This window comes from Candidatus Nitrospira allomarina (assembly GCF_032050975.1).
Taxonomy (GTDB): Bacteria; Nitrospirota; Nitrospiria; order Nitrospirales; family UBA8639; genus Nitrospira_E; species Nitrospira_E allomarina.
Window position 1 is genome coordinate 62,774 of record NZ_CP116967.1, and the last position, 25,963, is coordinate 88,736.

The following is a 25,963-nucleotide window of genomic DNA, read 5'->3' on the forward strand; positions in this document are numbered from 1 at the left end:
GTCCACATGAAAGATCATTTGATCGTGACCGGAGGATTAGTAAACATTCTCACTGCCAGGGAATTTCGATTGACTGGATCGATCTCAGCCAACCAGGAAGTCAGGCCACCCATCCTGGCTTTCCCCCAACCCGCCATAAGAAGTCTCGCGATGAGAATCAGGGTTGAACCCACCGTCCAAATGGCCACAGCCTCCAAGCCCAAATCGGGACGTCCAAAAAGAAGGCTGGCCGTTAAGAGGATGAGATTAGGATTACGCCGAGCCGTGACAAGCCTGAAATAGGAATCCAGGGGTTTCCAACAAAAGATGACAAATCCCCCCAACCACCATTGAAAAATTCCTTCAACCATGCGTCCCAACACATATCCGATCAAAATGATTCCAATGGTGGTTTCCACCGTCAACCATGAGAGCAAAGGGGCAAATGCGGTGAGACCCACTCCCCAAGCTAAATACCAAAGTGGAGGGTGAATTAAATCAATGCCATGATCAAAAATATTCCCCCATTTACTGGAGGTCACCGTTACTCGAGCTAATTTTCCGTCCACCGTATCGAGAAACGTCATGATCCAGCCAAGGACAAGTCCCCAGAAAAACTGCCCAAAAGTGAACAACACGCCTGCTGCAATAACAAGTAATAAGCTCAGCGATGTTACCTGATTAGGCGAAATTCCCCAAAGCGCACAAAGCCGTGTGGCCCATTTGGCCGGAACGGGCCAAAGAAACTTCGTCACCAGATCAGTGACGCCTTTATACGATCCCGTAAATAAATGTTCTTCCAAAGCCACTCGGTTATTTTCGCGAATGGGGAACACATAGGGATGATCAGTTTTTCGCAATTCGTTGGAAAAGGAAATAGAAAGATCCTGCAATGTCACAGATTGTAAGTTTGCAACATCTCGTGTGTGTTCTCGTTGAATCCCATCACACGTTGCGACAGCCAAGGAGGAATCCACATGGGCCACAACCGGGCATAATCCGCTTTGAGCCTCAACTTCCAGAACAACATTGGGTTGCTTTAAGAGAAAGGAGAATATTCGCGCATCAAATAAATAATCCCCTCTAATAATCAGAAGTGAATGATCGGATGGAAGTTCGTCGAGATTATTGAGAAAATTTCCAACCCCTAATCGGCTTAACATGCGTTGATACCGGATACGGGATGTCAAATTCCACAAACGGATCTTCGGATCCTTAATAATATAGGCAGACACAGTCATTGAACTACCACGCCTTATTCCCCTTATACATTAAAAAATAATACAGTCGACCGACTTTTCCATCATATAACTGACTGGGACAAATATGATTGCGACCATAATCCCGTCTATGATTGCAATCGGAATTCATTCCAACAAAATCCCTTTGGCATATGTCTGAATTTGTATGCAACCTTGCTTATACCTCCAAATACATAACATCAACCATGACCAGACACCCTTAGAGACGAAATAGCCGTTGATCATGCACGATCTCTACGCCTACTTTCCACTGTTTTTCAATTGAGATAACGCCGCCACAACACAAAAGTGACAAGAGACAACAGGAGGAAGGGAGCGGCCGTGGTCAATAGAGGAGAGGCTCCGAACAGAATTCCAACATGCTTAGAAATTTCCATCATCAAATAATACCCCAGACCGACCAGGGATCCAATGAATACCCTCTTTCCCGCTGCAGACATTCGCAAGGGACCGAAAACAAACGGGATGGCCACCAAGATCATAAGCCCGGTATTCAAGGGCATAAAAATTTTGTCCCAAAAGCTTAACTCATATCTCAGAAAATTTTGCTTTTTTCGTTTTAAGATTTCCATGTATTGGTAAAGCTCGGAAGGGGCCAATGTGGAAGAAGGAAGAGTCAATAACCGGACTTCATTCTGTTTAAGCGGAGAGTCCCATTCCAGACTCTCCATCTGCTCCTGGGAAACACTATATCCGTGAATGACCTGCTTTTTGATATTTCTCAGAATCCATTTCTGAGAATTGACAATTTCTGCCTCTTGAGCATGCATATAGAAATCCAAATGTCCGGCATCATTAAATTCAAAAATATCAAGGCCTTGGGGACTCTCTCCGTAGCGAATCTGATGAATCCTGATAAAGCGTCTTCCCTCACGAAACCAGAAGCCCTGCTTTCCCTTATATGCTCCAGAATCCGACAATGCCATTGATCGCTTAAAATAGGCCTCCTGGTCCAGGGGGGGATTGACAACCTCTTCAAGAAAGCCCACGAGTAAAATGAAATATGCTCCAACCTTCATCACTGCCCCGGCAATTTGGTAGGGAGAAACTCCAGCGGCCTGCATCGCGATGAGCTCCCGGCCATTGGCAAGGCTCCCTAAGGCCATAATACTCCCTAACAACGCCACAAACGGCGCGAGAAACACCAACCGGGTTGGCAGAGTCAGCAATAAAAACTCACCAGCGCTCCAAAAGGTATAGCGCCCCTTACCCACGTCATCCAGCTCTTCAACAAATACGATTAAACTGAAGACCGCCAAAAATATGGCCAGCACAGGAAAATACCCTTTCAGTAAACTGACCGCCAGATACCGATTGAGAATTTTCATAAAATTATCGTAAAACCAGCCAGATACGCCATTTCCTATTTACTGGCTCTGTTCAGAAAATCTGAATATCGTAAGAGAGTATGAAACCGGGATTTTTTAGGACATGCCCCGGGTGAATCGCGAGGGCGCCAACCAATATGCCAATAAGGCTCCTAAGACAATAACAATCGACCAAAGTCCCGGAATAATGGGGAGCATGCCCTGCTCAACAAGATTTCTCACCATCAGCCCCGTAAAGTAATAGACTGAAAAAATTACCGTCGCTGTGAAAATTTTGGCGTATCTGCCCTGCCTCGGTGAAGCCCGACTCAACGGCACTCCCAGCAGCCCCATGAGAATGGCCGAAAAAGGGGCTAAAAACCTCCATTGCAGTTCTGTGATATCCTTGCGAGAATTAGATTTTAATAAATTTCCCGTGGATTCGGCCTTACGTTTATACTCCGCGACAAGCTCCCGAGGATAAATCGCCATCCGTGAAAAACTAGAAATGTGCTTGATCTCCCCCTCCCTTGTCAGTTTATATTCGAATCCATCAAAGAGAACAGGAATCGAGATGCCACTTTGGGGATCAAGTTGCTCTTGAGCTGTCTTTGCTGAAAAGACTTGCAACGTCTCTCCATGTTCACTTTGAACAAACACCTCACTTAATTTTTGGTGACGTTCATCAATATCCTCTGCGAAAAAAACCAAAGATCCATTACGTCGTTCATAAAAGTGCCCGGCATCCAAATTGCTCAAACGAAATCCAGCCTCTCCTTCATCTTTTAATCGATAGATTTCTTCATAAGCCAATGGACGCAAATATAAAGAAAAGATGCTGACAAGGACGGCCACCAAACAGGAAAGGGAAAAAACCGTAAGGAGGATCCGGTATGGATTGACACCACACGCCATAAAGGCTTTCATTTCAGAGTCGGTATATAATCGGCCAAATCCCAAAATAACGCCGAAATACAACGAAATGGGAATGAGGACTTCAAGCGCGATTCCCACTTTTAAGGCAATTAACGTGAGAATCATATTGGCCGGCAACAGGGCATTGACGGCTTTGGCTAAAAATGTGACCCAACTATATCCGGCAAATAACGCCACCAAAAGTCCACAGACCACGGCTGATGGCTTCAGGACTTCGCGAATTAAATATTTGACCAACATCAATCGACCCTCAGCCCAACGGTCCAGATGGAATATCCCATATTAGGAGAACTGCAACGATGAAAGCCGTAATATTAAGTGCTGGCCAGGGAAAACGGTTACTCCCGCACACAGCCGATAAACCCAAATGTACCGTTCCCGTCAATGGACTACCCATTGTGAAACGGCAAATCCAAGCACTCCTTCGCGCAGGAATCGATTCCATTCACATTGTGGTCGGGTTTGGGGCTGAAAAGGTTGAAGCTCTTCTAACCGACGAAATGGCCTCTGGCTCTGTCCGCACCATCTATAATCCATTTTTTGCGATGGCAGATAATTTGATGAGTTGTTGGGCGGCTCGGAACGACATGAGTCAGGATTTCCTTTTAATAAATGGGGATACCCTATTTGAATCAGCCGTTCTTGATGGGCTGTTGCAGGCTCCCTCTAATCCCATCACCTTAGTGACCGATGAGAAAATTCGCTACGATGCTGACGACATGAAAGTCATCGTACATGGCTCACAATTGGATCGAATTGGCAAAACCCTGACCATCGAACAGGTGAACGGAGAGTCCATCGGGATGATACGATTTCAGGGCAATGGACCTAAAATCTTTCTTTCCACGTTAGACCAACGAATTCGCAAACCGGAGGCACTCAAGCAATGGTATTTATCACTCATCGACGAATTAGCCCAACAGGGTCATGTGTCGACCTTTTGCATCAAAGGGTTGAAGTGGGCTGAGATCGACAATCCTTCTGATTTAGAACAGGCGGAACGTCTATTCAAAAATTAGCAATCACGAAAAGCCCTTTCATTGATTGCTCACGCTAGCTGATTGTTGCGAAATTCGGATCTGCCAATACCTGATGCACCATACAGCCATTCCCTGCTAGAGGGTTTCTTGTCGTTTCGCCAAGATTTCTTCCGCTAAGGAAAGATCTTCAGGAGTATCCACATCGATGGCCGCTTCAGGAAACGGAAGCAGCACTTCTTGCACATGAAGATTGAGCATTTGCCCCAGCCGTCTTAGAGCTTCTGCAAGGGATAACCAACCAAGCACATAGCGAACGAGGGCCAGCCCACCAAGCGTTCGAATCAGGCGAAGGGGATGCTTACGCTCACGCTCAATCCGGCTCCAGAACTCCACCATTCGCTTAGCCTTTGGTGTACAGAGGACAAATAAATTGCATCCACAGAACCCTCCTCCCGTCAGTCGAGTGACTGTTCGCTTGGATTGAGGATAAGACGCCACTACCAGGGAATAGGGCACCAGACCTACGGCCACATCCATTTGCTTTTCCTGGGCTTCACGCAAAAAATAATCAACCATCTCCGGTGTTAACAGGGCATGGTCCGCCGTCGTGACCAGGACAGGGAATTCCTGAGGATGTTCATTTAGAAACCTCGCAACGCTGAGACTCGGACCTTGTGCAGGTTCCACCCACTGGACCGCTCCTGACGCAATCAATTTCTCTAAAAACGAATTATCTTGCACCGTTTCCCAGGATGGCCCGCATAATATTCTTTTTCCCACTCCGTCCGATTGGGCTAAGGCCTCTAATACACGGGAAATCATAGGTTCCCCACCAACCTGCGCCAAAACCTTATTGGCTACCCCTGCCATCCGGGCCACTGGGTCTCGACCGGTTCTGGCACCAGCCAATACCAGAGCCGTGACAGCTTGGCGTTCAAGCCCCATATGTCCTCACGAAACAGGTATCTGCAATCATTGAAGATGCTTCTCATAAATTCTATAGGTCTTGTATGGTTCGGCTCCGAGTGATTCCAGGATGTGACGCATGCGTTTATTCCCTTCCAAAATCCAGGAGGTTTCGATCTGCTGGATATTTTTACGAAGGCCGGCTTCCCTCACAGCTTCAATCAACCCATAGGCCATCGCCGCCCCCATGGGACTGGATTGGAATCGTTTACGCACTCCCATTAAGGCAACCCGAGCCGACCGGGGATAGGTGGCTTTCACCCGCCATAAGATTTTTAGCCACCCCCAGGGGAACACCTGCCCATTGAGATCTCGAATGACTTCATGAATATTGGGAAAGGCAACCAACATCGCCGTTGGCTCTCCATCGATTTCAGCGATCTGCACAAAATCATCCTCGACCAAAAGCTTAAGCTGCTGACCGACCTCGGCAAATTCGGCATCGGTAAATGGAAGAAACCCCCAATTGTCTGACCAGGCCTCTTCGAATATATCCTTGATAATCGCCAAATCCTCTTTCAGATGCACCCGCCGTAACGGACGAATGCGCATTGAAGTTTTCGCTTTTTTGAGAAACAGGGATACTCCAGGAGGAAAACTAAAATGTATTCCAATCCGATAGGCTAGAAGGTCTTGGGCCTTTTTATAGGCATTTCGTTCAACAAATTGCGCGTAGTAAGGTCTGGCATGGCCCATCATAATCATGGGCGGTGAATCAAATCCATCGACCAACAAACCACATTCCTGATTGATGGACAAATTAAACGGCCCCCGAACATTTGTCATCCCCTGAGTCTGAAGCCAGGTTTCGGCAGCCTGGAACAACGTCTGAAAGACACTGTCCTCCTCCTCTGCTTCAAGCAAGCCAAAAAACCCCGTCTGATCCTGATACTTGCCGAGATGCAGGTCGTCGATCTGAGCACAGATACGCCCAACAGGTTCCTGCCCACGATAGGCTAGCCAACATTGCCAACGAGCATGCTGAAAATATGGATTTTTGGGGGAAAAAGTATGAAGCCGCTCAAGCCATAAAGGTGGAATCCAATGAGGATCTGAGTTGTACAATTTCCAGGGAAGACGAATAAATTCTTTAAGGGCGGCCCGGTCGGCAACCGGTTCAACACGAATCAAAACGCCTTTCCCCAACCACCTTGGAACATCACTCGAGTCCAGGGAAACAGGATTTGTGAGCCGAAATGAGGGTCACTCTTCTGAATAGCCATGTGTCTCTTATGGCTTCTGTTCGGATAGTTGGGCCACCCACGGATAGTGGGATCGTTCCTGATCCGCATAGCCCAGGTTGGAAACAGTCTGACTGAAGGCCACGTCTTCGGCATTCCCATACTCACTTCCGAATATCCGATCACAGAACAGACTCGTGATGCCAAAGTTTCCTTTTTCATTATGAAAATGATGCAGTAAATGATGTCGCTTCACCCGCCGTAAAAATTTATTTTTAGGACTCACACGTAAATGCTGCATGCAATGACAGAGTTCATACACCATAAAACACGCCAATCCTGTCGCAAAAGACAGAGCAGCCCCCACCCACCCCCCAAGACTCATTCCAATGGGGAAGGTGGCCACAACAATCGTCGGCAGGGTGGTTGAACCTGCTCCAAACAACACCCGCAAATCATTGGGATCTTGATGGTGATCATAGTGAATTCGTTTCCACAAAGCTGCCGTCCATGGCGAGCGATAGAGATATCGCCCATGTAAAATAAACCGATGTACAGCATATTCCACGAATGGGTAAGCCACCAGAGTCCCCACGATACTTCCTGCCACACGCAATGGAGAAACAGGGAAATAAGGGAAAATTACGAAGGCCCCGATAATACTACAAGCCAATAACACCGCATACATTTGAATACTCGGGTATAGAATATACGCCCTCCTTAGATCCCGAAATGTCATGCGATCAAGGAGATACTTTTCACGATACCATTGACTGGTTAACACCCTAGAGCCTCCATCCCTTTCTGCATTTAACCATTGCCATCAATCCACCATCACCTGACTCGCCAGTGAATTCCTCACGTACCAATTATAGAAACCTTCAGAAGAAGCCACAAGAATACAATCCGGAAACGATCCCTCCAATTGGAATCCGGCAGAGATCATGGACGAAAGCCTAAATTTCCCTCAGCAATACCCAAACACTTGCTTCACTCCTCTTCGGCTTCGTTGCCTAACCTTGCCACATGATAATGTTGAAATCCGTTTCTGACACAAAAGCTGTGCTATATTTCGACGTGCCGGGCAGGATGCCAACATAGGCCTATGGGAACGAAGGGACTCCATTGGCTCATAGACACAAGGATGACTCTTTGGGTATAAGGGCGTGCTCATGAACACCACGATGAAAAAATTTGGGTATCCTAACACCTGCCTCAAAGAGTTTTCCCATTGGGTTGTGCTCTTACGCCCCCAACAGGTAACCCTTGGCTCACTGGTCTTAATTTGTCGAGAGGAAGCTACCGCATTTTCCCAAATTAGTGCGGAGGCCTATACAGAACTGCCAAAGATCATACGTGAGATTGAGACAAGTGTCTCACGCACATTTGCCTATAGCAAAATAAATTACCTCATGTTGATGATGGTTGACCCAGAGGTTCATTTTCATGTCATTCCCCGATATGACACACCTCGATTATTTTCTCAACAGCAATTTCTTGACCACGGATGGCCGGGGCCACCACTTCTTAAAAATGCGAATGACATATCGGAAGAGGTATACCAAAACCTTTTAAGTCATCTAAAAAATAGCTGGATTCATGAGCCTGCAAGCTAGTCGTAAATACTTAAAAACCACAAAAATCGTGTTGCAAAATAGACTCAATTTGCGGTTTTTTTGCTACAACTTAATGGGAATGGAAAAATTTGGTTTCACTTTTCCTTCGTTCTTGGCAATTAACCGACAAAATTTCATGGCATTACAATTGCTTACTTAGTTAAATGCTTTTTACCAAACCATTGGGAATAATATTGCCTTTAATCCTTGAGATAGAATGAACGCTACACCAACTCATCACCAACTCAAACTAAAACATGGGAACTTCTCCACTCTTTCAGAAGCCCTTGACTATGCAGCTGCAGGAGAAACCGGCTGTAATTTTTATTCAGGGAGGGGCAAACTCACCCACGTCCTGACATATGCCGATCTGAAACAACAGGCGCAAAATCTTGCTAGAAGATTGAATGGATTGGCATTATCACGAGGGTCTCGGGTAGCTCTGATTGCTGATACCACCCCAGATTTCATTCGATTCTTTTTTGCCTGTCAGTATGCGGGACTGATTCCAGTTCCTCTCCCGATTTCATTGCACTTAGGGGGGCATCAGGCATACGTTACCCAACTTAGACGGCTGCTCGATAGCTGCCAAGCCTCTATTGCCATGGCACCTGAAGGCTTCTTGCCTTTTTTGGAAGAAGCTGCAACCGGGTTGAACCTGGTCCTCATTGGAGGTCCGGAAACGTTTGCGTCGCTAGAAGAAATACAAGGTCCCCTCAGCCCACTTGAGCCTCAAGAATTAGCCTATATTCAATACACTTCCGGCAGCACCCGTTGGCCCAGAGGTGTCGAGGTCACTCAAGCGGCCGTGATGACCAATCTTTCCGGAATCATTCAGCATGGCTTACAAGTTCAATCTGGCGATCGTTGCGTCTCCTGGCTTCCCTTCTACCATGATATGGGGTTGGTCGGATTCGTTCTTGGTCCAATCGCTTCCCAGCTTTCTGTTGATTATTTGAGCACACGCGATTTTGCCATGCGACCGCGTCAGTGGCTGAATTTAATGACGAAGAGTCGGGCGACAATTTCATTCAGCCCCTCTTTTGGATACGAGCTCTGCGTGCGAAGACTGGGCGAAGACTTTAATGAACACTATGATCTCAGCTCTTGGCGAATTGCCGGTGCCGGAGCAGAAACCATTCGTGCCGATAGCCTCTCACGTTTTGCCAAAACTCTGAAGACAAGCGGGTTTAAACCTGAAGCATTTCTGGCCTGCTATGGGATGGCTGAATGCTCTTTGGCAATCAGCTTTGCTCCCTTGAACAAAGGCCTCGAGGTCGACAGAGTTGACGCAAATCAGCTTTCCCATAACAGGCTAGCCATGCCATTTGTTCCATTCTCGGCTGATGAGGAGCAGGCTCGATGCAGCAAATTTGTAAATTGCGGAGTTCCTCTACCCGGATATGAAGTCGAAATTCGAAATATGTCGGGAGAGGTCGTTAAAGAACGAGAAAGTGGAATTATTTTTGTTCGTGGGGCAAGCACCATGACGGGATACTTCAATGATCCCATCCTGACCCAGGAGGTGCTTTCCACTGATGGCTGGCTCAATACGGGCGACATCGGCTATTGGGTCGAAAACAGCCTCGTCATTATTGGTCGTTCGAAAGATATGATTATCATTAATGGCCGAAATATCTGGCCTCAGGACTTAGAATTCATGGCAGAGCAACAGGCGGAAGTCCGACCAGGTGATTCCTCCGCTTTTTCCGTTTCCACGCCAGACGGCCATGAGATCGCGATCATGGTGGTTCAATGTCGGGAAATGGATAACAAAAAACGAGAAGACTTGGTTCAGCGCCTACGATCCTTAGTGCATAAAGAGTTGTCTATTCCTTGCTACATTGAACTTATCCCACCAAGGACACTTCCGCGGACGTCATCTGGAAAACTCTCTCGATCCCGTGCCAAAGCGGACTTCCTCACCCGCATTCAGTGGGAAGAGGTAACTACACACTTGTCTACCACCGCTAGGTCTGCCTAAGACCAGGCACCTTTCCTCCGACGTCCTCCACGGTCTATGCGCACTACCGTTGCCCTAACCGGGGCTTCCGGTTTCATTGGGGGAGTCATCGCACAACATTTAAGGATGGGTGGATGGCATGTGCGTGGACTCGCGCGCTCTCCCCGCCAGGCTCAACAGCTCGAGAACCTGGGAATCACACCGGTCCAAGGCCAATTGGGAGATCCTGCCAGCCTGTTAACCCTAGTCAAAGACTCGGTTGGTGTCATTCACTGCGCAGGAGCGATTCGTGGTGTGAGTCGAGAAGACTTCTTTCCGACCAACGTGATGGGAGTCTCTAACCTAGTTCAGGCCTGCCTTGCACAGTCCTCTCTTCCTCGGTTTGTTCTCCTCTCATCTCTCGCTGCTCGTGAGCCATCACTCTCACCATATGCATGGAGTAAACATGAAGGTGAATCTGTTTTAATCCGTGAGGCGGGGTTACTGAAGTGGAGTATTTTTCGTCCACCTGCCGTCTATGGACCAAAGGACCGTGCGCTACTCCCTCTTTTTACCTTGTTACGCAAAGGGATTGGGGTTCAACTTGGGCCCTCCCACGCCAAATTTTCCTTAATTCATGTCGAGGATCTCGCCAACGCTATTCTTCATTGGCTAAAAATGGGAGACCCACCCTTTCAGACCTTTGAGATTGATGATGGCTTCCCTGGAGGATATTCCTGGGAGGATATTTTTCGTCTTTCCAACCCTCGCCTTCGGCTGTGCTTGGCTATTCCACCAAGTCTGTTACAAGTGGGAGGGAAAATTAATGAAATAAGTTCCCGCCTCTTTGGGTATTCTCCCCTTTTCACCCCCGGGAAGGTTGCTGAACTCCTCCACCCAAATTGGGTCTGTCATAGTTCTCACGCAACGCAGACCCTTGGCTGGAGGCCGCAAATCAGCCTCAAAGAAGGCTTGCGTCGGTTGTTCACATCGGATAGGCTCATGCCATTCCATAGGAATTAGCACGGGTTTGTTCTCTTCATCCATCGAAAAGGCTATTATATGTTGAGTTATTCCGACATCCTTTCCCAACTGTTCGACACTCTCAAGCCTTTTACCAAACAGGGCTTTCGGTTAAAAGAATCAACCGAGCTGGTCGCAGAACTGGGATTGGATTCTTTACAAGTTATGCAAGTCCTTTTAAAAATCGAAGATCATTTTGATATTTCCATCCCCCTGAACAATCTTCCCAATATCCGAACAGTCCAGGACCTTGGGGAAGAGATTGAGAAGTTGCTGAAAGGGTAATCATGTCACTATTTGACAAATTTCTTCCCATTCAAGAAGCCAGAAACGAGTTACTTAAAAGTGGAGTCAACCCCTTTCACGTCACCGTCGAAAAGATCATTTCTCCGACAGAAGCCCTCATCAACGGTCGCAATACCATCCTGGTTGGGACCAATAATTACTTAGGTTTGACCTTTCATCCCGACTCCATTCTAGCCGGCCAACAGGCGCTTGCCCAGGAAGGAACAGGCACCACCGGATCGAGGATGGCCAATGGATCTTTTGCGAGCCACAAGGCGCTGGAAAACGCCATCGCGGATTTCTATGGTGCCCCCTATGCGATTGTCTTTTCCACAGGCTACCAGGCCAATCTGGGAGTGCTTTCTGCTCTTGCAGGCCCAGGGGACACTATTTTGATAGATGGGGACTCCCATGCCAGCATTTATGATGGATGCCGACTGGGAGGCGCGGAGATTATCCGGTTTAAGCATAACGACGTGGCAGATTTGGAAAAACGGCTCCGCCGATTGGGGGATCGAAGTTATCGGACTTTAATTGTCGTTGAGGGCATTTATAGCATGCTGGGGGATCGAGCCCCGTTGGCTGAAATCGTCGAAGTGAAGAAAAAATATGGGGCCACCCTGATTGTTGATGAAGCGCATTCGTTGGGAGTACTTGGACAACATGGCCGTGGATTAGCCGAAGAAACCGGAGTCGAACAGGACGTCGATTGTATTGTCGGGACTTTCAGCAAAAGCCTGGGCTCGACGGGGGGGGTTTGGCGTTAGCTTCCATCCAGAATTCGAATTAATCCGGTACACCAGTCGACCCTATATTTTCACCGCTTCCCCATGTCCCTCAGTTGTTGCTTCAACACGAGCGACCATTCGCATCATCCAGGCTCATCCAGAACTCCGTCAGCATTTGTGGACTAATTCCCGGCATTTGTATGAGGGGTTAACGAAGAGTGGGTACATGCTTGGGGCGGAGGTAGGACCTATTATTGCCGCAATGGTCCCCAATAAAGAATTGGCTCTCGCCATGTGGCAACAACTTTTGGAAAATGGGATTTATGTCAACCTCATGATTCCTCCTGCCACTCCAAATGGCGAATGTCTCTTGCGATGCAGTGTGAGCGCCGCTCATACACATAACCAAATTGAAAAAATTATTTCGGCATTTACCGATTTGCCTCATGAACCTCAAACCCATAGCAACCCTGCTCACTTACAACCAGATGCAACCCTCAATTAAAAAATGCTAGCGTTTCGCTTACCTGTCGAAACATGGATCCTGATCATACCCCAAATGTCCCATGTCACGTCACCGCTCTAGACCCAACGGCATCAGGGTAATACCCGAAAAAATCATCTTGGAGGTCAGAGAAGGCACAGCTTCCTCTGGAAAAACTCCCGTTCGAATTTTCGTTGGAAGCGAATCAGCCCAAGGCCGAGCCGAACGCATACTCATCTGGTCAATTGAACAGGTTCGGGATCCAGGTCGAGTATACGAAATTTATCTCATGAAGGAATTAAAGGGATTTGACCGACGCAAATGGCTCACGGGGTTTACAAATTATCGTTTTGCGATCCCGGCATTTGCGGGCCAGGCAGGGCGAGCGATTTACAACGATGTCGATCAAATCTACCTGGCGGATCCTGGAACATTATTCGACCACGATTTGAACGATCATGGCTTCCTGTCCATTGCACGTAATGATACTTCGGTGATGGTCATGGATTGCCAAAAAATGGCCGGCATCTGGTCCCTTGAGGCGGCAAAATTCGAGAAAAAAAATGCACTGGTGCAGCGCGCTTTGGAAGTACCCAACCTCTGGGGTCCATTGGAACCCGAATGGAATGCCCGTGATGAAGAATATCGGGCAGGACAATCTAAAGTCCTTCATTATACGGCTCTCCATACGCAACCTTGGCAGCCCTTTCCTCAAGAATTTGTGTACCAGAAAAGTCTCGAGGGCGATGTTTGGTTTGATTTGGAGCACAGTGCCAATCAAAGAGGATTCCTTGTATTTTCTCGAAAGCATCCCTCCTCCCTTTTTACAGAATTTGCTAAACAAACGAGAGATCTCCGGAATATTTCCCCGACGAAACTATCTCCTTTCCAGGATGTGGAGACGATTAACGAACTTCAAGAAGCGATGCGCACCCTGCAGGCCAAGTCGCTTCTGTATTGTCATTTTGGGCAACTGTTCGAAAATGTTCCCGAACACCTTCGAGCTACAGACCTTTCCTCATTAAACATGACCACAATGGATCTTTGTCAGGAGGACTCTGGCCCCCTGCCTTCCCGACAATTCGACCTGGTCCTGTCATCCGGATGGCTTCATCTCGTCCCAGAAGAAGATATCCCATGGGTTATCGAAGAAATGTTTAACCGTGCACATGGCATGGTCTATATGGCGATAGAAATCACCAACCCCGACCAATCCAATGCTGCTGAAAATCCCCACGCCAGCTTGAAACAAAATATTAACCGGTGGATGAGTCACCTTGAATCAATTGGCGCCCGCTATCCGGCTATTCACTGGAAGCTTGTGTTTCACACAAAAACACCTAAGGGAATTGCAAAAAGATTTATCCGTTGTGGAGGCCATTGGATCGGTTCTCCCCCACAAACCTGGATTCTCTCAGACGGCAAAGTTGGACATACCACTCAATCAGAAGTACTTGCGAAGTCGTTGGGGTGGCCTTTTGAAATTAAACAGTTGCGATTCTATGGATGGCATAAAATCCAAAAACTCGTGTGGGGATTATTACCTCCAAATTTGATAGGTGTAGATAGAGTTCACTCTTCCCCTCTCTGCCCCCCATGGCCAGACCTAGTGATTTCTACCGGATGGCGACCCGCACCAATTGCCAGATGGATTCGTGAACAAAGCCAGGGAAAAACACGTATCATTCAATTGGGGCGAAAAGGAGGGTGTTCAGCTGACCTATTTGATGTGGTCATTACTCCGTCCTATTACGGCTTCCCTCCACATCCACACCGCATCGAAACAGTGGCCCCCTTGAACGAATTAACTCAGGACAGTTTGGATAGGGTGAAGCAGCGATGGTCAAATCTTTTCGACAACACTCCCCATCCTCGCATCGTCTTCGTCGTGGGAGGTGCCACTGCACGGTTTAAATTTACTCCCGATATGGTTCGCACGATTGGAGGCCAACTCAAACACCTGGCGCAAAAATGCCATGGAAAAATTTTTGCTGTTACGTCTCCTAGAACGGGCAAAGACCTGATTCACGCTCTTGAGTCAACATTGCTCCCTGATCATTTTGTGCATAAGTGGAAGCCCAACCAGTCTGATAACCCTTATTTCGCCTATTTGGCAGGTGCCGATGTCATTATTGTCACAGGTGAAAGCGAATCCATGTTGGCTGAGGCGGCTTCTCTTGGCAAGCCGGTGTATATTGTCCCACTTCCGGAAAATTCCCCAACGTGGAAAGTACGGCTCAGTGAAAAGATTATTCAACGAGCCCAATCCCAGCCCTTGAATAAACGGGGAACGGCTCGTCCACAGCAGGGGTTGGAACGGCTTTGCGCTCGGTTGATTCGTGCCGGTTTGGTGCAACCACGACGAAATCTCACCATGCTGCATGATTCTCTTATCAAGAATGGGATAGCCCGGCCGTTCGGAGAACCCATTACAAACGGAGCACGGCCACAATTAAAGGAAACGGAAATGGTCGCGCGAAAAGTCAAAGCCACTCTTGGAATCTTTGATCACCTATAACTAAAGTCACCATCAGCACAACCGGAGCAAAACCCTCTCCGAAACGTGTTCGGATATTTATGAAATGACACAACCGCGACGCCGTCTGACCATTCCCGTTGAAATCTTTAATAGGGAATTTGACGCCAAAATTCTGCTTTCCTGCTTCGCCGCCGATCGTGGATTTACTGTCATTATTGGGGAAAAACACGAGATTCAACTCAATCTGGCCGCTTTACCCAAATCCATCTACCTGCCCACCAATCTTCATAACCGGAATGCTATCGTGTTCTCCCTTCTGGCCCAATTGGGGCACTCGTTGGTAGGAACGGACGAGGAAGCCATTGTGTATTGTTCGCCAGAAGTGTATGTGAAAGAAAAATTGGGCTCCACAGAATTTTCCCGGCCAAATCTCTTTTTAGCATGGGGACCAGAAAATGCGAGAATCTGGAAATCACAGCCCGCATACAATGGAATGCCTGTGCATATTACTGGAAATTCCCGGGTAGACTTACTACGGCCGGAAATGCGTCAATATTGGGACCCGCAAGTCGAAACAATCCATAAAAAATTTGGGAAGATCATCCTGATCAATACCAATTTTGGTAAATTGAACCACTTTAGGCCCAACAAGGGTGCTGAAAAGGAGGCGCTTGAACGGGCGACGGTTTCACCATCGGACGTGGACGAATTTGATCTTGGAATGGCCCGGCACCGTCTGGCGCTATTCCGGTATTTTCAGGAAATGGTAGGCCAAATGGCCGCAGCCTTTCCCGCTCATACCATCTTAATCCGTCCCCACCCCTCTGAAAACCACGAGACATGGAAGCAGGCCGCAAACGGTTATGCGAACGTCCAGGTGCATATAGAGGGGCATGTCATTCCCTGGCTATTGGCAGCCGATGCCATCATTCATAATAGTTGCACCACCGGCTTGGAAGGGTATGTCCTGAAACGTCCCGTTTTTTCCTATCAGCCGATCATCTCCGACCGTTTTGACAAACAACTTCCGAATGCCGTGAGCCGCCGGGCAACCTCCTCCAGGGAATTAATTGAACTCATCAAAACAACCCTTTCAGGTGATCAGTCTCCACAAGAAAATGGCTCTGAAGCCAAAACACGGTTAATTGAACAATATCTTTCGGCCCTCCAAGGGCCTTTTGCCTCAGAAAACATCGTGAGTACTCTAGAGACATTCGACGCCACCTGTTCACCCTCGACCCCGAAATGGGGAACGGTATTCGCCGCAAAATCTCAGGCCCTCGGCAGAAAACTACGACGCCGGTTCAATGCTCAATTTCGGATGGGGGATCAAAACCGATCGCAACGCTACAATTATTTGAACCATATTTTCCCTGAAATCAACCTGGCGCATATCGAAGAACGCATTGGGCGCTTGCAACACGCGTTAGGAAGATTTCACCACACACAAGTCAGGCCCTTGCACGACAATATTTTTGAAATATTTCGCAACTAACTACCCCATCATGAAGAATGCCTATACCGCAATCATGCTGAGCATGCATGGGCATCCATATACGGAATCCGGTGAACACTCTAAGGAGGATACATGTATAACGTAAAAATTTTTGGAGCCGGGTCTATCGGCAACCATTTGGCTCATGCATCCCGTTCCCTGGGTTGGAACGTCACGATATGCGATGTGGACCAAGCGGCATTGGATCGAACCAAACAGACCATTTATCCGACTCGTTATGGAAAATGGGACGAGGCCATCAAGCTTTCCCTGGTCAAAGACGCCCCGAGAGGAGGATTTGATCTCGTGGTTGTTGGGACCCCTCCAGACTCCCACCTCTCCCTGGCACTTGGGGCTCTTGAGGAAAAACCCAAAGCCATTCTTGTGGAAAAACCTCTCTGCCCCCCGAACTTGGAACAGGCCCAGGCATTACAGAAGATGGTGGTCGAATCTGGCACATTCGCATTTGTGGGATATGACCACGTCGTGGGAAAGGCCGCGCAGGAAACACTTCAAGCCGGTCGCCAATTAGCCACCATTGAAACCATCGACGTGGAATTTCGTGAACATTGGGGCGGCATTTTTGCGGCTCATCCATGGTTACAGGGTCCACAGGACAGTTATTTAGGTTTTTGGAAACGAGGTGGAGGTGCCAGCGGGGAACATTCCCACGCAATCAACCTATGGCAATTTTTGAGTGGAGGCCTGGGAAAAGGCCGCATCACCGAAGTATCCGCGACACTGGATTATGTCCAGACAAATATGGTGGAGTACGATAAGCTCTGCCTGCTTAGCCTGAGGACTGAAGCGGGTTTACTCGGAAGGGTCGTGCAAGACGTCATTACCTCCCCTTCCAGAAAGTGGGCAAGAATTCAAGGAAAGGACGGTTTCGCGGAACTCACCATCGGGCACCAACCAGGGGTCGATAGAGTCGATTGGAAAACCGGTGGCGATGACACCCAATTCCGTACCATTCAAAAAACGCGACCCGATGATTTCATCTGGGAATTACAGCACATCGAGGACGTGATGACAGGCAAGACAAAAGATTCCGTCCTCTCATTGGAGCGAGGCCTGGAAACCATGCTGGTGGTCGCCGCCGCGCATCTCTCGTCAGCTAAGAAACGCACTGTGCGCATCGATTACCGGAAAGGCTATACACCAGAGGCACTAGAATTGCTGTAGAACCGCCAGAGGAAGGGGAAAAGCATGATAGACCAAGATTTCAATTTCCATGATTTATTCATATTGGACCTAGCCAATAACCACCAGGGAAGTGTGGAACACGGCCTGGGAATCATCCAATCAGCGGCTGAGGTGATCAAACGGCACCAAGTCCGGGCAGCGATTAAATTCCAATTCCGCCAACTCGACACCTTTATTCATACAGATCATCAGTCAAACAGCGAACTCAAATACATCCAACGATTTCAATCCACCCGATTGGACCAGACCCAATTCCAAACATTGCTCAATGAAGTATGGGCCCAAGGGCTGCTAGCCATGTGCACCCCCTTCGATGAAGAGTCTGTCAATATTGCCGTCGACATGGGTTTTAATGTGTTAAAGGTCGCCAGTTGTTCAGCCAAGGATTGGCCGCTTCTTGAGGAAATTGCCGGCGCAGGGCCGCCGGTCGTGTGCTCAACCGGTGGCCTGACACTGGAGGACATCGATAATGTGGTGAGTTTCTTCCAACATCGGGCCGTGCAATTCGCGTTAATGCACTGCGTGTCGGTGTATCCAACTCCAGACCCGTTGATGAACTTGAATCAAATACAGATGTTGCGCAACCGGTACCCCAATATTCCTATCGGCTGGTCCACGCATGAAAACCCCGGTGATACCGTCCCTGTTCAAATAGCCGTCGCTCTTGGAGCCAGACTTTTTGAACGCCACATTGGACTGGAAACCGAATCCATCAAATTGAATGCCTACTCGTCCACCTCACAACAAGTGGACACCTGGCTGGAAGCCTATCGGCGGGCAAAAGAATTGTGTGGTTCAAAAACCCGTCCACCGGCCTCCGAAGTGGAACAGTCCTCGTTGGACGGCCTTCGTCGGGGAGTCTTTGCCAAACGATCCATTAAAAAAGGCCGGGAACTCACACGGGATCTTGTGTATTTTGCCATGCCCTACGTCGAAGGGCAGATGGAAAGCGGAGCATGGAAAGAAGGCTATACCGCCGTCCAGGACATAACGCCGGACCAACCGGTCATGCGGGATGCTGTCGAGATCATTCTCAATCAAGGTCTCGTGACTCTTAAACAGGCGATTCACGAAGTCAAAGCTTTACTCAACGAAGCCAACATTCAATTAGGCAGTGAGTTTAAAGTCGAATATTCGCACCACTACGGCCTTGAAAATTTCCGACAAACCGGCGCGGTCCTTATCGAATGCATTAACCGGGAATATTGTAAAAAACTCGTCATTCAATTGCCGGGACAGCGACACCCCTCACATTATCATGCGAGGAAGGAGGAAACATTTCAAATACTTTTTGGTATCCTCCACGTGAATATCGACGGATATCCCCGCATTTTGCATCCCGGTGAAACCATTCTCATCCTACCCGGAGTATGGCATTCCTTTTGGACAGACACCGGGGTTGTTTTTGAAGAAGTATCCACCACCCACTATAACAACGATTCCTTCTATGCCGACAAACGAATCAATAAGCTGCAACGATCTGAGCGAAAAACAATGGTTGATCATTGGGGACGTTTTCAAATCGCTCAGCAGCCAGCCGCGGAGAAGGCTCCCGAAGTGCCATTGCCCGATCCTCATGCGCAATGATTGCTTGCGTCACCTTCGATTTTGACGGAACGCTGGTTGATTCCAACCAGGTAAAGGTTCAATCCTTTTATAAGCTTGTCGAGAATTATGATCCCAGCGGAGACACCGTTACCGAAGTTCTTCAACAGTGCTCCCATAAGGATCGGTACGGAATCACCCGTGAACTTGCCCGGAAATTCATGGCGAAAGGGCTCATTCCGCCCCACACAGGCATAGAGGTCCTCGGGTTACAATGGGCCGAGACTTACACAACCACCTGCGAAACGGCTGTTGTCGGATGTCCGGAAGTCCCTGGGGCCTCAGGGATACTCTCATGGCTGCTGAATCAAAAGATTCCTCTATACCTCAATTCAAGAACGCCGGCCAAAGCTCTCAATCGTCTTGTGACCCGACGAAACCTTACCCACTATTTCTCGGGAATATATGGAGCCCCCGCAACTAAACTCGAAAATTTGCTGCACATCCAAGAGCAAATTCAGGCAAAACCAGAGGAAATACTTTTTGTCGGAGATAGTGAGGATGACTGGAAAGCTGCAGCTGAATTTGGCTGCCACTTTGCCGGAATCATTCTGGATGGTAACAGCCGATTCACACAGGTACCGCCACTCCATATGACACACCTAGCTGAACTCAGAGCAATCGTGGAGAATCTTCAGGAGAAACCTAACAAACTTGTCCCAAACCATTAAGCATCTAAACGCCGCCTTTATTGGAGATTCTTTACACTTTCGTAACAGGAAGTTATGATTTGCACAAAACCGATGACTATACCATCAACGGCGTGTATCGCTAAAAAGACCCCATGATAGGTACTCAACGCATTCTGGCGGTATGTCCAGCCAGGGGCGGCAGCAAGGGAATTCCGCTCAAAAATCTGACTCCATTTCTTGGAATCCCGTTAGTTGCCAGAGTTGGCCAGTTGGTGAAAGAAATCCCCATCATCGATCGAGCGGTGGTTTCGACCGATCATCCTGAAATTGCCGAGTGTGCGAAACAATCCGGCCTGGATGCCCCTTTCTTCCGGCCTCCGGACCTCTCAGGTGACCGAATATCGGACGCGCCAGTTTTGATCCATGCGTTAGAAGAAATGGAACGCCTGGATGCTGTGCGGTATGACATTGTGATCATGCTCCAGCCGACTTCCCCTCTTCGTCGACCAGAGCATGTCATACACGCCCTTGAGATGCTGGTAAATGAACAGTGGGACGCCGTCTGGACGCTGTCCGAAACTGATTCTAAGTCACACCCTCTCAAACAACTGACCCTGGACTCAGGCAGAATCGACTATTATGACCCAGATGGAAGCCAAATCATTGCCCGGCAACAACTCACCCCGGTTTATCACAGGAACGGGGTGGCATATGTCATGACACGAAACTGTCTTCTGGAAGGAAGGAGCATTATGGGTAAACGGACTGGAGCACTCCTCATCGATGAGTATCTGGTCAGTATCGATACCATGTGGGATTTGGAACTTGCCGAATACATTTTTGCCAAAAATCAGGCATAAGATCTGAATGCGAATCAAGATGCGGATGAACCATCAGTGAATCAGGAGTCATCTCGCAGATCGAATTGCTTCATTGCAATGTATTTCCCTTATGTTCAGCCCCGAACAGACCAACCGAATCATTTCCTCAAAATTCCACATTTCCTCTTTAGGCAAGGAATGGTGTCTTGAGTAATTTCCTAGACCAACCCTTTCAGGCAATGGATCAAGATCGCTTCGTAAAGGGAAACTGTGATCTCTGCCGTTCGACAGAAGCGTGTGTTGTTGCAGAACCTTCGGAACTGAATTGCCGCATTGTCATATGCATCCATTGTCAATTGATGTACGCTTTTCCACAAATTGAACAGAAGGATTTGGACAGATTCTATGAAAGTAGCTTTGCCAACGACCCCGGTAGCCGCAGTAGGCCTGGAGAAGGAATCGAAGATGAAGATGACATTCAAAAACAGGATGCCGTCGCGGAGTGGGGTTTGAACATCATCAACCGGTTCATTCAGGTTAAAGACAAACAAATTCTCGATCTGAGATGCCAAACCGGTGCACTCTCGGCACATCTCCAGGGGGGAGGGGCAAATGTATTCTGCGTAGAGCCGTTCGAAAAAAACAGATGGTTCGCTAAGGAGCGACGCGGATTATCCGAAATTTTCCCCTTGCCATTTTCCCGTTTCTCGCAGCTACCAATTCCCTTTGAGGGCCCCTTCGATGCGGTTAATGTCCTGACACATCATGTCCTGGCCCACGTCCTGTCCCCCCGCATGCTCCTGGAAAAAATTTTCAGCATACTCACGCCAGGTGGCTATCTCTTTCTTGATGAAAAGGATGTGCTGAGACCAGCTCGATACAAAACCGGATCGGTTTTTCAGTCCGGTCCCGTCCATCAATATCATCTCACCGCACAGACCACTGCCAGATACCTTGAAGCAACCGGCTTTGTAGTGATTGAATGCACGATTGACCGCGGCCGGACAAGCGATTTCCATCACATCCTGGCGGTAGCACGAAAGCCTGAGGCTCAAAAACTTTCCGGGGTACCACCTCAAACCATTCAGCATGGTTCATCCCTAGAAAGGATCAGAAGGCGATTATGGTGGCTTGAGCAGACATGGACACTTAGACAGATCTCTTTCTTCGGAAAACGCAAAACCCATAAACTTCTACGCCGAATCCGTCGACGGATTGCATCCACCTAACACGAATAGTCTTGGTAAAAGGATGCCAAAATCAGGAAAGCCTCCATACTTCAGCTAGAAAGTAAATCGGCTTCAAGAAGGTGAAATTATGATATTGGGCTGGCAATCACCATTGCAGGCCATAGGCGAATTTTGTGGGGAATGTCAGAATACACAAGATGGGGCTCGAGACGATCCTGGCGTAATTCGTCAACTCTTCCACGAAAATATTGGTGGCTGGTATGATAGAAGTACCGGATGCCTTTATCATTGAAATCAGAAAAAGGTTCGATCATGATGACATATTTCCTTGCAACCCTGGCCAATTCCTGAAGAGCCTGATGGCGAATTTCCTCCATGGCTTCTAAGGCCAGCACGGTATAGACCACATCAAAACTTTTATCCGCAAAAGGCAAATTCTTGGCACTTCCCTGATAAAAATTTACGCGCCTATTTGCGTTCACATCTATAATTTGATCAGGGGCAAAATTGACGATATCCTGAGAAAGACACGCCATCTTTCCGATCTTTTTTGCTGCCAAGGCCCCCTTCCTGGTCAATTCCAAACCGGAGAATTGTATTGAAGGAAAATACCCGGATAGAACAAACAAATTAATGCCATAGCCACTCCCAACCTCAAGAACGCTTTCGGGTTGCACGGCCTCAAGAGCCCGTTTCAATAAGAGAAGGTGTACGCGTTTTGTCCCGATTCCTCTGGCTAACATCCTATCCTCTCCCCACAAACACGGAGTAGTCTTGCCCTTCGTGCTCAGATGTGCGCCAGTCTCAGTGGAACCCCAAAAGTTCTCGTATGTGTTTTTAACTTTATACTGCCGCCCCCCAAAGGAGGTGTTTAAACGCTTGAAAATTTTGTGTTGCCAAAATTCAAGAATTTTTTTCTGCCAAGATCGAAACACTCTTCGCTTCCAACGAATATCGCTACTGCGAAAACGTCGATGAACGAATGGTTCAAACGCGGAGTAAATTTCCTCACGTGAAACACGAAAATTCAATTGTAAAGATTGAGCCATAAGCCGTAGCCTCTTCGTATTTTTTAAAGGAGATCTATCATCCTTATGATATCGCTATCGCACAAAAGTAATATCCATGAGAAAGCTTCTTTGATTAATGAATTCCAAAGTCCAGTTTCTGAACAAGGTCCGGCTCAAATCCTGGAAGGTCACGAGGCACAGTGAATGGAGCCGTTGGTCGGAACGCGGAATGGCAGTTGAGAAATTGAATGATCAGGACCACGCGATCTCGTCGGTTACACCGGCTCCCATAGTGAAGACAGCGGGACGTGTCCAGGAACGCCCCTGATTCGGGCGGTCCGATCAACTTTACCTCATGGTTTCTTCCTCCTCCCTCATAAATTCGTTCGTCTCGCACACGTCCGATCGCTCGCTGCACCTGATGGGATACATCGGCGGGAAGGAACGTCAGCGGCCCCTGGTCCTCCTTCGTCTCAAAGATATTAATAAATACCTTGACTTGTCTGAGATCTTCATAATCGAAGTGAAAGAGCTGGCTGGATTGAGCGGTTTCATTTTCTGGCGACCAACAGAGCCTGGCTCCGGTCAGCATGGGGACCGTTCCCAGATACGCCGCTACGGCATCAAGAATTGGGCGGGATACCATAAGCCTGAGCAATTCCGGATGGTGGCAGAATTCGGCACCTTCAAGAATCGAAAACAGAAATTTCTTGAGGATGTTTCTAAAACAATTTGGCGGATACGCTTCTCGTGTTTCCTGATACACAACTGCCCAGCACCTGACAATGTCCTCAGTTTCCGGTAAAATGGTCCGTCCCAAAATCGATATCCATTTCGGTCAGGAATAGTAACGAGGGAGGTGGTAAATGCAATAATTCCTCTCGCCGATCGCTTTCACAAAGGGTATCGAGTTGGGCTTCAAACAATTTTCAGGACACTACGCGACAGTTAAATAACAGCCTGAGGATTCAACCTTTCATGCAGCACCCTATAGAATCGATGTATGCGAATCGGCTGTTTGACCAGTTCAGAATTTTCAGAAGGCATGTGTGCAATTTCTTGGCGGGTTTAAATCCAAAGTTTGACTTATGGCTCAGACCTCCGATAGTAGACCCTAAGCAGCCCCGCTGTTCCGATGCCTTCGAAACAACGTTTATCATTCTTGATGGGGACACATTTTGTCAATCAGGCATAGAATCTTCCGTTTCAGCTAGAAAGTGTGAGCCTGAGGGGGTCCCGTTCATCCACGGGAAATATTGTGGCATTTAAGTAATTCGCTGTCCAAGCCTAAAATGATTTAGGGGCAATTTTTACTGCCGATTGGATGGCATCTCCAATTGATTGTTTTTTAAACCACCTCACAACGGCCAAAACTTCATCATTCAATTACCGCCTCCAAGTATGTTATTAGGAACAACCCACTACCGATGGCTCGTCGAGAGACTTCACTAAATCTCTTACTTCTTGTTATTTCTGTTATTTGTGCGCTTGTGGTTTCTGAAGTAGTTTTGCGCGCACTTTCTCACAAAGATATTGATGGAAATGTCTATATTGGAAAACTTCGATTGAGACCATTTTTCCTGCCAGTCAAAAGCTTAGTGTCAAAAAGTCAAGAATTCTATGGGAAGAGAAGGCCATACAACCAGTACGATCCAGACCTGGGCTGGTCTGTGCGACCAAACAGTCAAAGTGAAAATGGATTGTATGCGTCCAATGCCGCAGGGGTTAGGGTTGCACAAGTAGGCCAGGAGATTACCCAAGAAGCTCCTCCGGCAATTTTTCGAATTGCCATTTTAGGAGATTCCTTCACCCACGGAGATGATGTACCATTTGAAGTATCTTGGGGAGCTATTCTTGAGAATTCTTTAAATCGTAATGGGATCAAAGCCGAAGTTCTCAACCTCGGAGGGCAGGGATACGGAATAGACCAGGCGTTTCTTCGATGGAAAAAACATGGGAAACTGCTAAAGCCTCATTTGGTTCTGTTCGGTTTTCAACATTCAAACATTAAACGGAACATGAATATCATCAGAATGTTCTATAGTCCGGATAGCGACGTTATTTTTTCAAAACCTCGTTTTATTCTTTCCCCTGTAGACACTCTCAACCTTCTTAACACGCCCACGGTTAAACCAGAAGACATTATTACTATTTATTCAGATTTTGACCAGTGGCCGCTTAAACCATATGAATTATTCTACCAGGAAGACGATTATAAAATGAGTCCGTGGTATGCAAGCCGATTGGTGGCATTTATTATTTCCGGTCTGACAAATAATTTTTCATCAAGGCGGAAAGATTATGATTTTTTTGCCGATGAATCCCCCTCCCGGCGATTAACAGAAGAGATCATTGAGGAGTTTGAACGTGAAGTTCTTGAGGAACAATCCAGGTTTATCATCGTGCACCTACCTACAAAGAGCTCACTGCAAAATCTTCTTAACGGAGAACCTCTTAAGTACCAAAAACTCCTTGATGACCTGAGTTCGAAATATGACCTCATCGACCCAGCCTTTGGCCTCATCGCTCAAACCAAAGAAGATTCACTTGAAGGTCTCTTTGCAAAGAATAGCAGCCACTATTCTTTAATCGCCAATGGGGTGGTCGGCGAATGGATTGCCACCGCCTTATTGAATCACAACAAATTGAGAATGTTTTGCTGTGAGAATGAGTCCGAGGCTTTCCCTAGCAGTGGTGTCTTACCAGAAAACTCCCGGCATAATAGGAAAACATCTCCCATTCCTTAAAGTAAAACTTTTCAGAGCTTTCATTGGCCGGAAACTTGTTGACCTCCCAGATCGTGGAAATGCCAAAAAAACTCAATCGGTGCCATTAT

The 25,963-nt window shown here is 47.7% G+C and carries 21 protein-coding genes and 1 pseudogene; 14 read left to right on the forward strand and 8 right to left on the reverse strand.

Features of this window, described 5'->3' with window-relative positions; translation table 11 throughout:
- Positions 1-14 precede the first annotated feature (14 nt).
- The 3 genes from PP769_RS00240 to lptF all read right to left on the reverse strand — a co-directional run bounded on the left by PP769_RS00240 (position 15) and on the right by lptF (position 3,724).
- Positions 15-1,220 carry a CDP-alcohol phosphatidyltransferase family protein gene (locus PP769_RS00240; RefSeq protein WP_312643740.1) on the reverse strand — a complete coding sequence of 402 codons (1,206 nt, stop codon included), beginning with the start codon at positions 1,218-1,220 and terminating at the stop codon, positions 15-17.
- Positions 1,221-1,498: 278 nt separating this feature from the next.
- On the reverse strand, positions 1,499-2,569 hold the full coding sequence (gene lptG / locus PP769_RS00245; RefSeq protein ID WP_312643743.1) for an LPS export ABC transporter permease LptG: 1,071 nt from the start codon (positions 2,567-2,569) through the stop codon (positions 1,499-1,501).
- A gap of 96 nt (positions 2,570-2,665) precedes the next feature.
- Positions 2,666-3,724, reverse strand: coding sequence for an LPS export ABC transporter permease LptF (gene lptF / locus PP769_RS00250; RefSeq protein WP_312643746.1), 1,059 nt, complete (start codon positions 3,722-3,724; stop codon positions 2,666-2,668).
- A 59-nt stretch (positions 3,725-3,783) separates the two neighbouring features.
- Between lptF and PP769_RS00255 the strand changes: the two genes are divergently transcribed.
- Complete coding sequence (locus PP769_RS00255) at positions 3,784-4,503, forward strand: phosphocholine cytidylyltransferase family protein (RefSeq protein ID WP_312643750.1); 720 nt, start codon at positions 3,784-3,786, stop codon at positions 4,501-4,503.
- A gap of 96 nt (positions 4,504-4,599) precedes the next feature.
- On the opposite strand, the gene PP769_RS00260 is transcribed toward PP769_RS00255, so the two are convergent.
- The 3 genes from PP769_RS00260 to PP769_RS00270 all read right to left on the reverse strand — a co-directional run bounded on the left by PP769_RS00260 (position 4,600) and on the right by PP769_RS00270 (position 7,395).
- A complete protein-coding gene (locus PP769_RS00260) occupies positions 4,600-5,409 on the reverse strand; it encodes a nucleotidyltransferase family protein (protein WP_312643760.1) in 810 nt (269 codons plus the stop codon).
- A gap of 27 nt (positions 5,410-5,436) precedes the next feature.
- Entirely contained in the window at positions 5,437-6,561 is a 1,125-nt protein-coding gene (locus tag PP769_RS00265; RefSeq protein ID WP_312643765.1) for a GNAT family N-acetyltransferase, read from the reverse strand.
- Positions 6,562-6,660: 99 nt separating this feature from the next.
- On the reverse strand, positions 6,661-7,395 hold the full coding sequence (locus tag PP769_RS00270) for a sterol desaturase family protein (RefSeq protein ID WP_312643767.1): 735 nt from the start codon (positions 7,393-7,395) through the stop codon (positions 6,661-6,663).
- Positions 7,396-7,783: 388 nt separating this feature from the next.
- Between PP769_RS00270 and PP769_RS00275 the strand changes: the two genes are divergently transcribed.
- The 12 genes and pseudogenes from PP769_RS00275 to PP769_RS00335 all read left to right on the forward strand — a co-directional run bounded on the left by PP769_RS00275 (position 7,784) and on the right by PP769_RS00335 (position 22,156).
- Complete coding sequence (locus PP769_RS00275) at positions 7,784-8,227, forward strand: HIT family protein (protein ID WP_312643769.1); 444 nt, start codon at positions 7,784-7,786, stop codon at positions 8,225-8,227.
- Between the two features lie 217 nt (positions 8,228-8,444).
- Positions 8,445-10,211: a fatty acyl-AMP ligase gene (locus PP769_RS00280; RefSeq protein WP_312643771.1), complete on the forward strand. Its 1,767-nt coding sequence runs from the start codon at positions 8,445-8,447 to the stop codon at positions 10,209-10,211.
- 36 nt (positions 10,212-10,247) lie between these two features.
- Positions 10,248-11,192, forward strand: coding sequence for an NAD-dependent epimerase/dehydratase family protein (locus PP769_RS00285; protein WP_312643773.1), 945 nt, complete (start codon positions 10,248-10,250; stop codon positions 11,190-11,192).
- A 39-nt stretch (positions 11,193-11,231) separates the two neighbouring features.
- A complete protein-coding gene (locus PP769_RS00290; RefSeq protein WP_312643775.1) occupies positions 11,232-11,477 on the forward strand; it encodes an acyl carrier protein in 246 nt (81 codons plus the stop codon).
- A gap of 2 nt (positions 11,478-11,479) precedes the next feature.
- Positions 11,480-12,710, forward strand: a pseudogene (spt, locus tag PP769_RS19695) (serine palmitoyltransferase).
- 61 nt (positions 12,711-12,771) lie between these two features.
- Positions 12,772-15,207 (forward strand): ELM1/GtrOC1 family putative glycosyltransferase, encoded by a 2,436-nt coding sequence (locus PP769_RS00305; RefSeq protein WP_312643783.1) that lies wholly within the window; start codon positions 12,772-12,774, stop codon positions 15,205-15,207.
- A gap of 64 nt (positions 15,208-15,271) precedes the next feature.
- Complete coding sequence (locus tag PP769_RS00310) at positions 15,272-16,663, forward strand: surface carbohydrate biosynthesis protein (protein WP_312643785.1); 1,392 nt, start codon at positions 15,272-15,274, stop codon at positions 16,661-16,663.
- Between the two features lie 93 nt (positions 16,664-16,756).
- Positions 16,757-17,848 carry a Gfo/Idh/MocA family protein gene (locus PP769_RS00315; RefSeq protein WP_312643787.1) on the forward strand — a complete coding sequence of 364 codons (1,092 nt, stop codon included), beginning with the start codon at positions 16,757-16,759 and terminating at the stop codon, positions 17,846-17,848.
- Positions 17,849-17,872: 24 nt separating this feature from the next.
- On the forward strand, positions 17,873-19,456 hold the full coding sequence (locus PP769_RS00320; protein WP_312643789.1) for a D-lyxose/D-mannose family sugar isomerase: 1,584 nt from the start codon (positions 17,873-17,875) through the stop codon (positions 19,454-19,456).
- A complete protein-coding gene (locus PP769_RS00325; RefSeq protein WP_312643790.1) occupies positions 19,453-20,145 on the forward strand; it encodes an HAD family hydrolase in 693 nt (230 codons plus the stop codon). The genes PP769_RS00320 and PP769_RS00325 overlap by 4 nt, the downstream gene beginning before the upstream one ends.
- 113 nt (positions 20,146-20,258) lie before the next feature.
- Positions 20,259-20,966: an acylneuraminate cytidylyltransferase family protein gene (locus PP769_RS00330; protein WP_312643792.1), complete on the forward strand. Its 708-nt coding sequence runs from the start codon at positions 20,259-20,261 to the stop codon at positions 20,964-20,966.
- A 353-nt stretch (positions 20,967-21,319) separates the two neighbouring features.
- Complete coding sequence (locus PP769_RS00335) at positions 21,320-22,156, forward strand: class I SAM-dependent methyltransferase (RefSeq protein WP_312643794.1); 837 nt, start codon at positions 21,320-21,322, stop codon at positions 22,154-22,156.
- 86 nt (positions 22,157-22,242) lie between these two features.
- Here the strand turns inward: PP769_RS00335 and PP769_RS00340 are convergent, their stop codons facing one another.
- On the reverse strand, positions 22,243-22,860 hold the full coding sequence (locus PP769_RS00340) for a class I SAM-dependent methyltransferase (protein ID WP_312643796.1): 618 nt from the start codon (positions 22,858-22,860) through the stop codon (positions 22,243-22,245).
- 400 nt (positions 22,861-23,260) lie between these two features.
- Positions 23,261-23,947, reverse strand: coding sequence for a phytanoyl-CoA dioxygenase family protein (locus PP769_RS00345; protein ID WP_312643799.1), 687 nt, complete (start codon positions 23,945-23,947; stop codon positions 23,261-23,263).
- A 607-nt stretch (positions 23,948-24,554) separates the two neighbouring features.
- Here PP769_RS00345 and PP769_RS00350 point away from each other — a divergent pair.
- Positions 24,555-25,874, forward strand: coding sequence for an SGNH/GDSL hydrolase family protein (locus PP769_RS00350; RefSeq protein ID WP_312643801.1), 1,320 nt, complete (start codon positions 24,555-24,557; stop codon positions 25,872-25,874).
- Positions 25,875-25,963 lie beyond the last annotated feature (89 nt).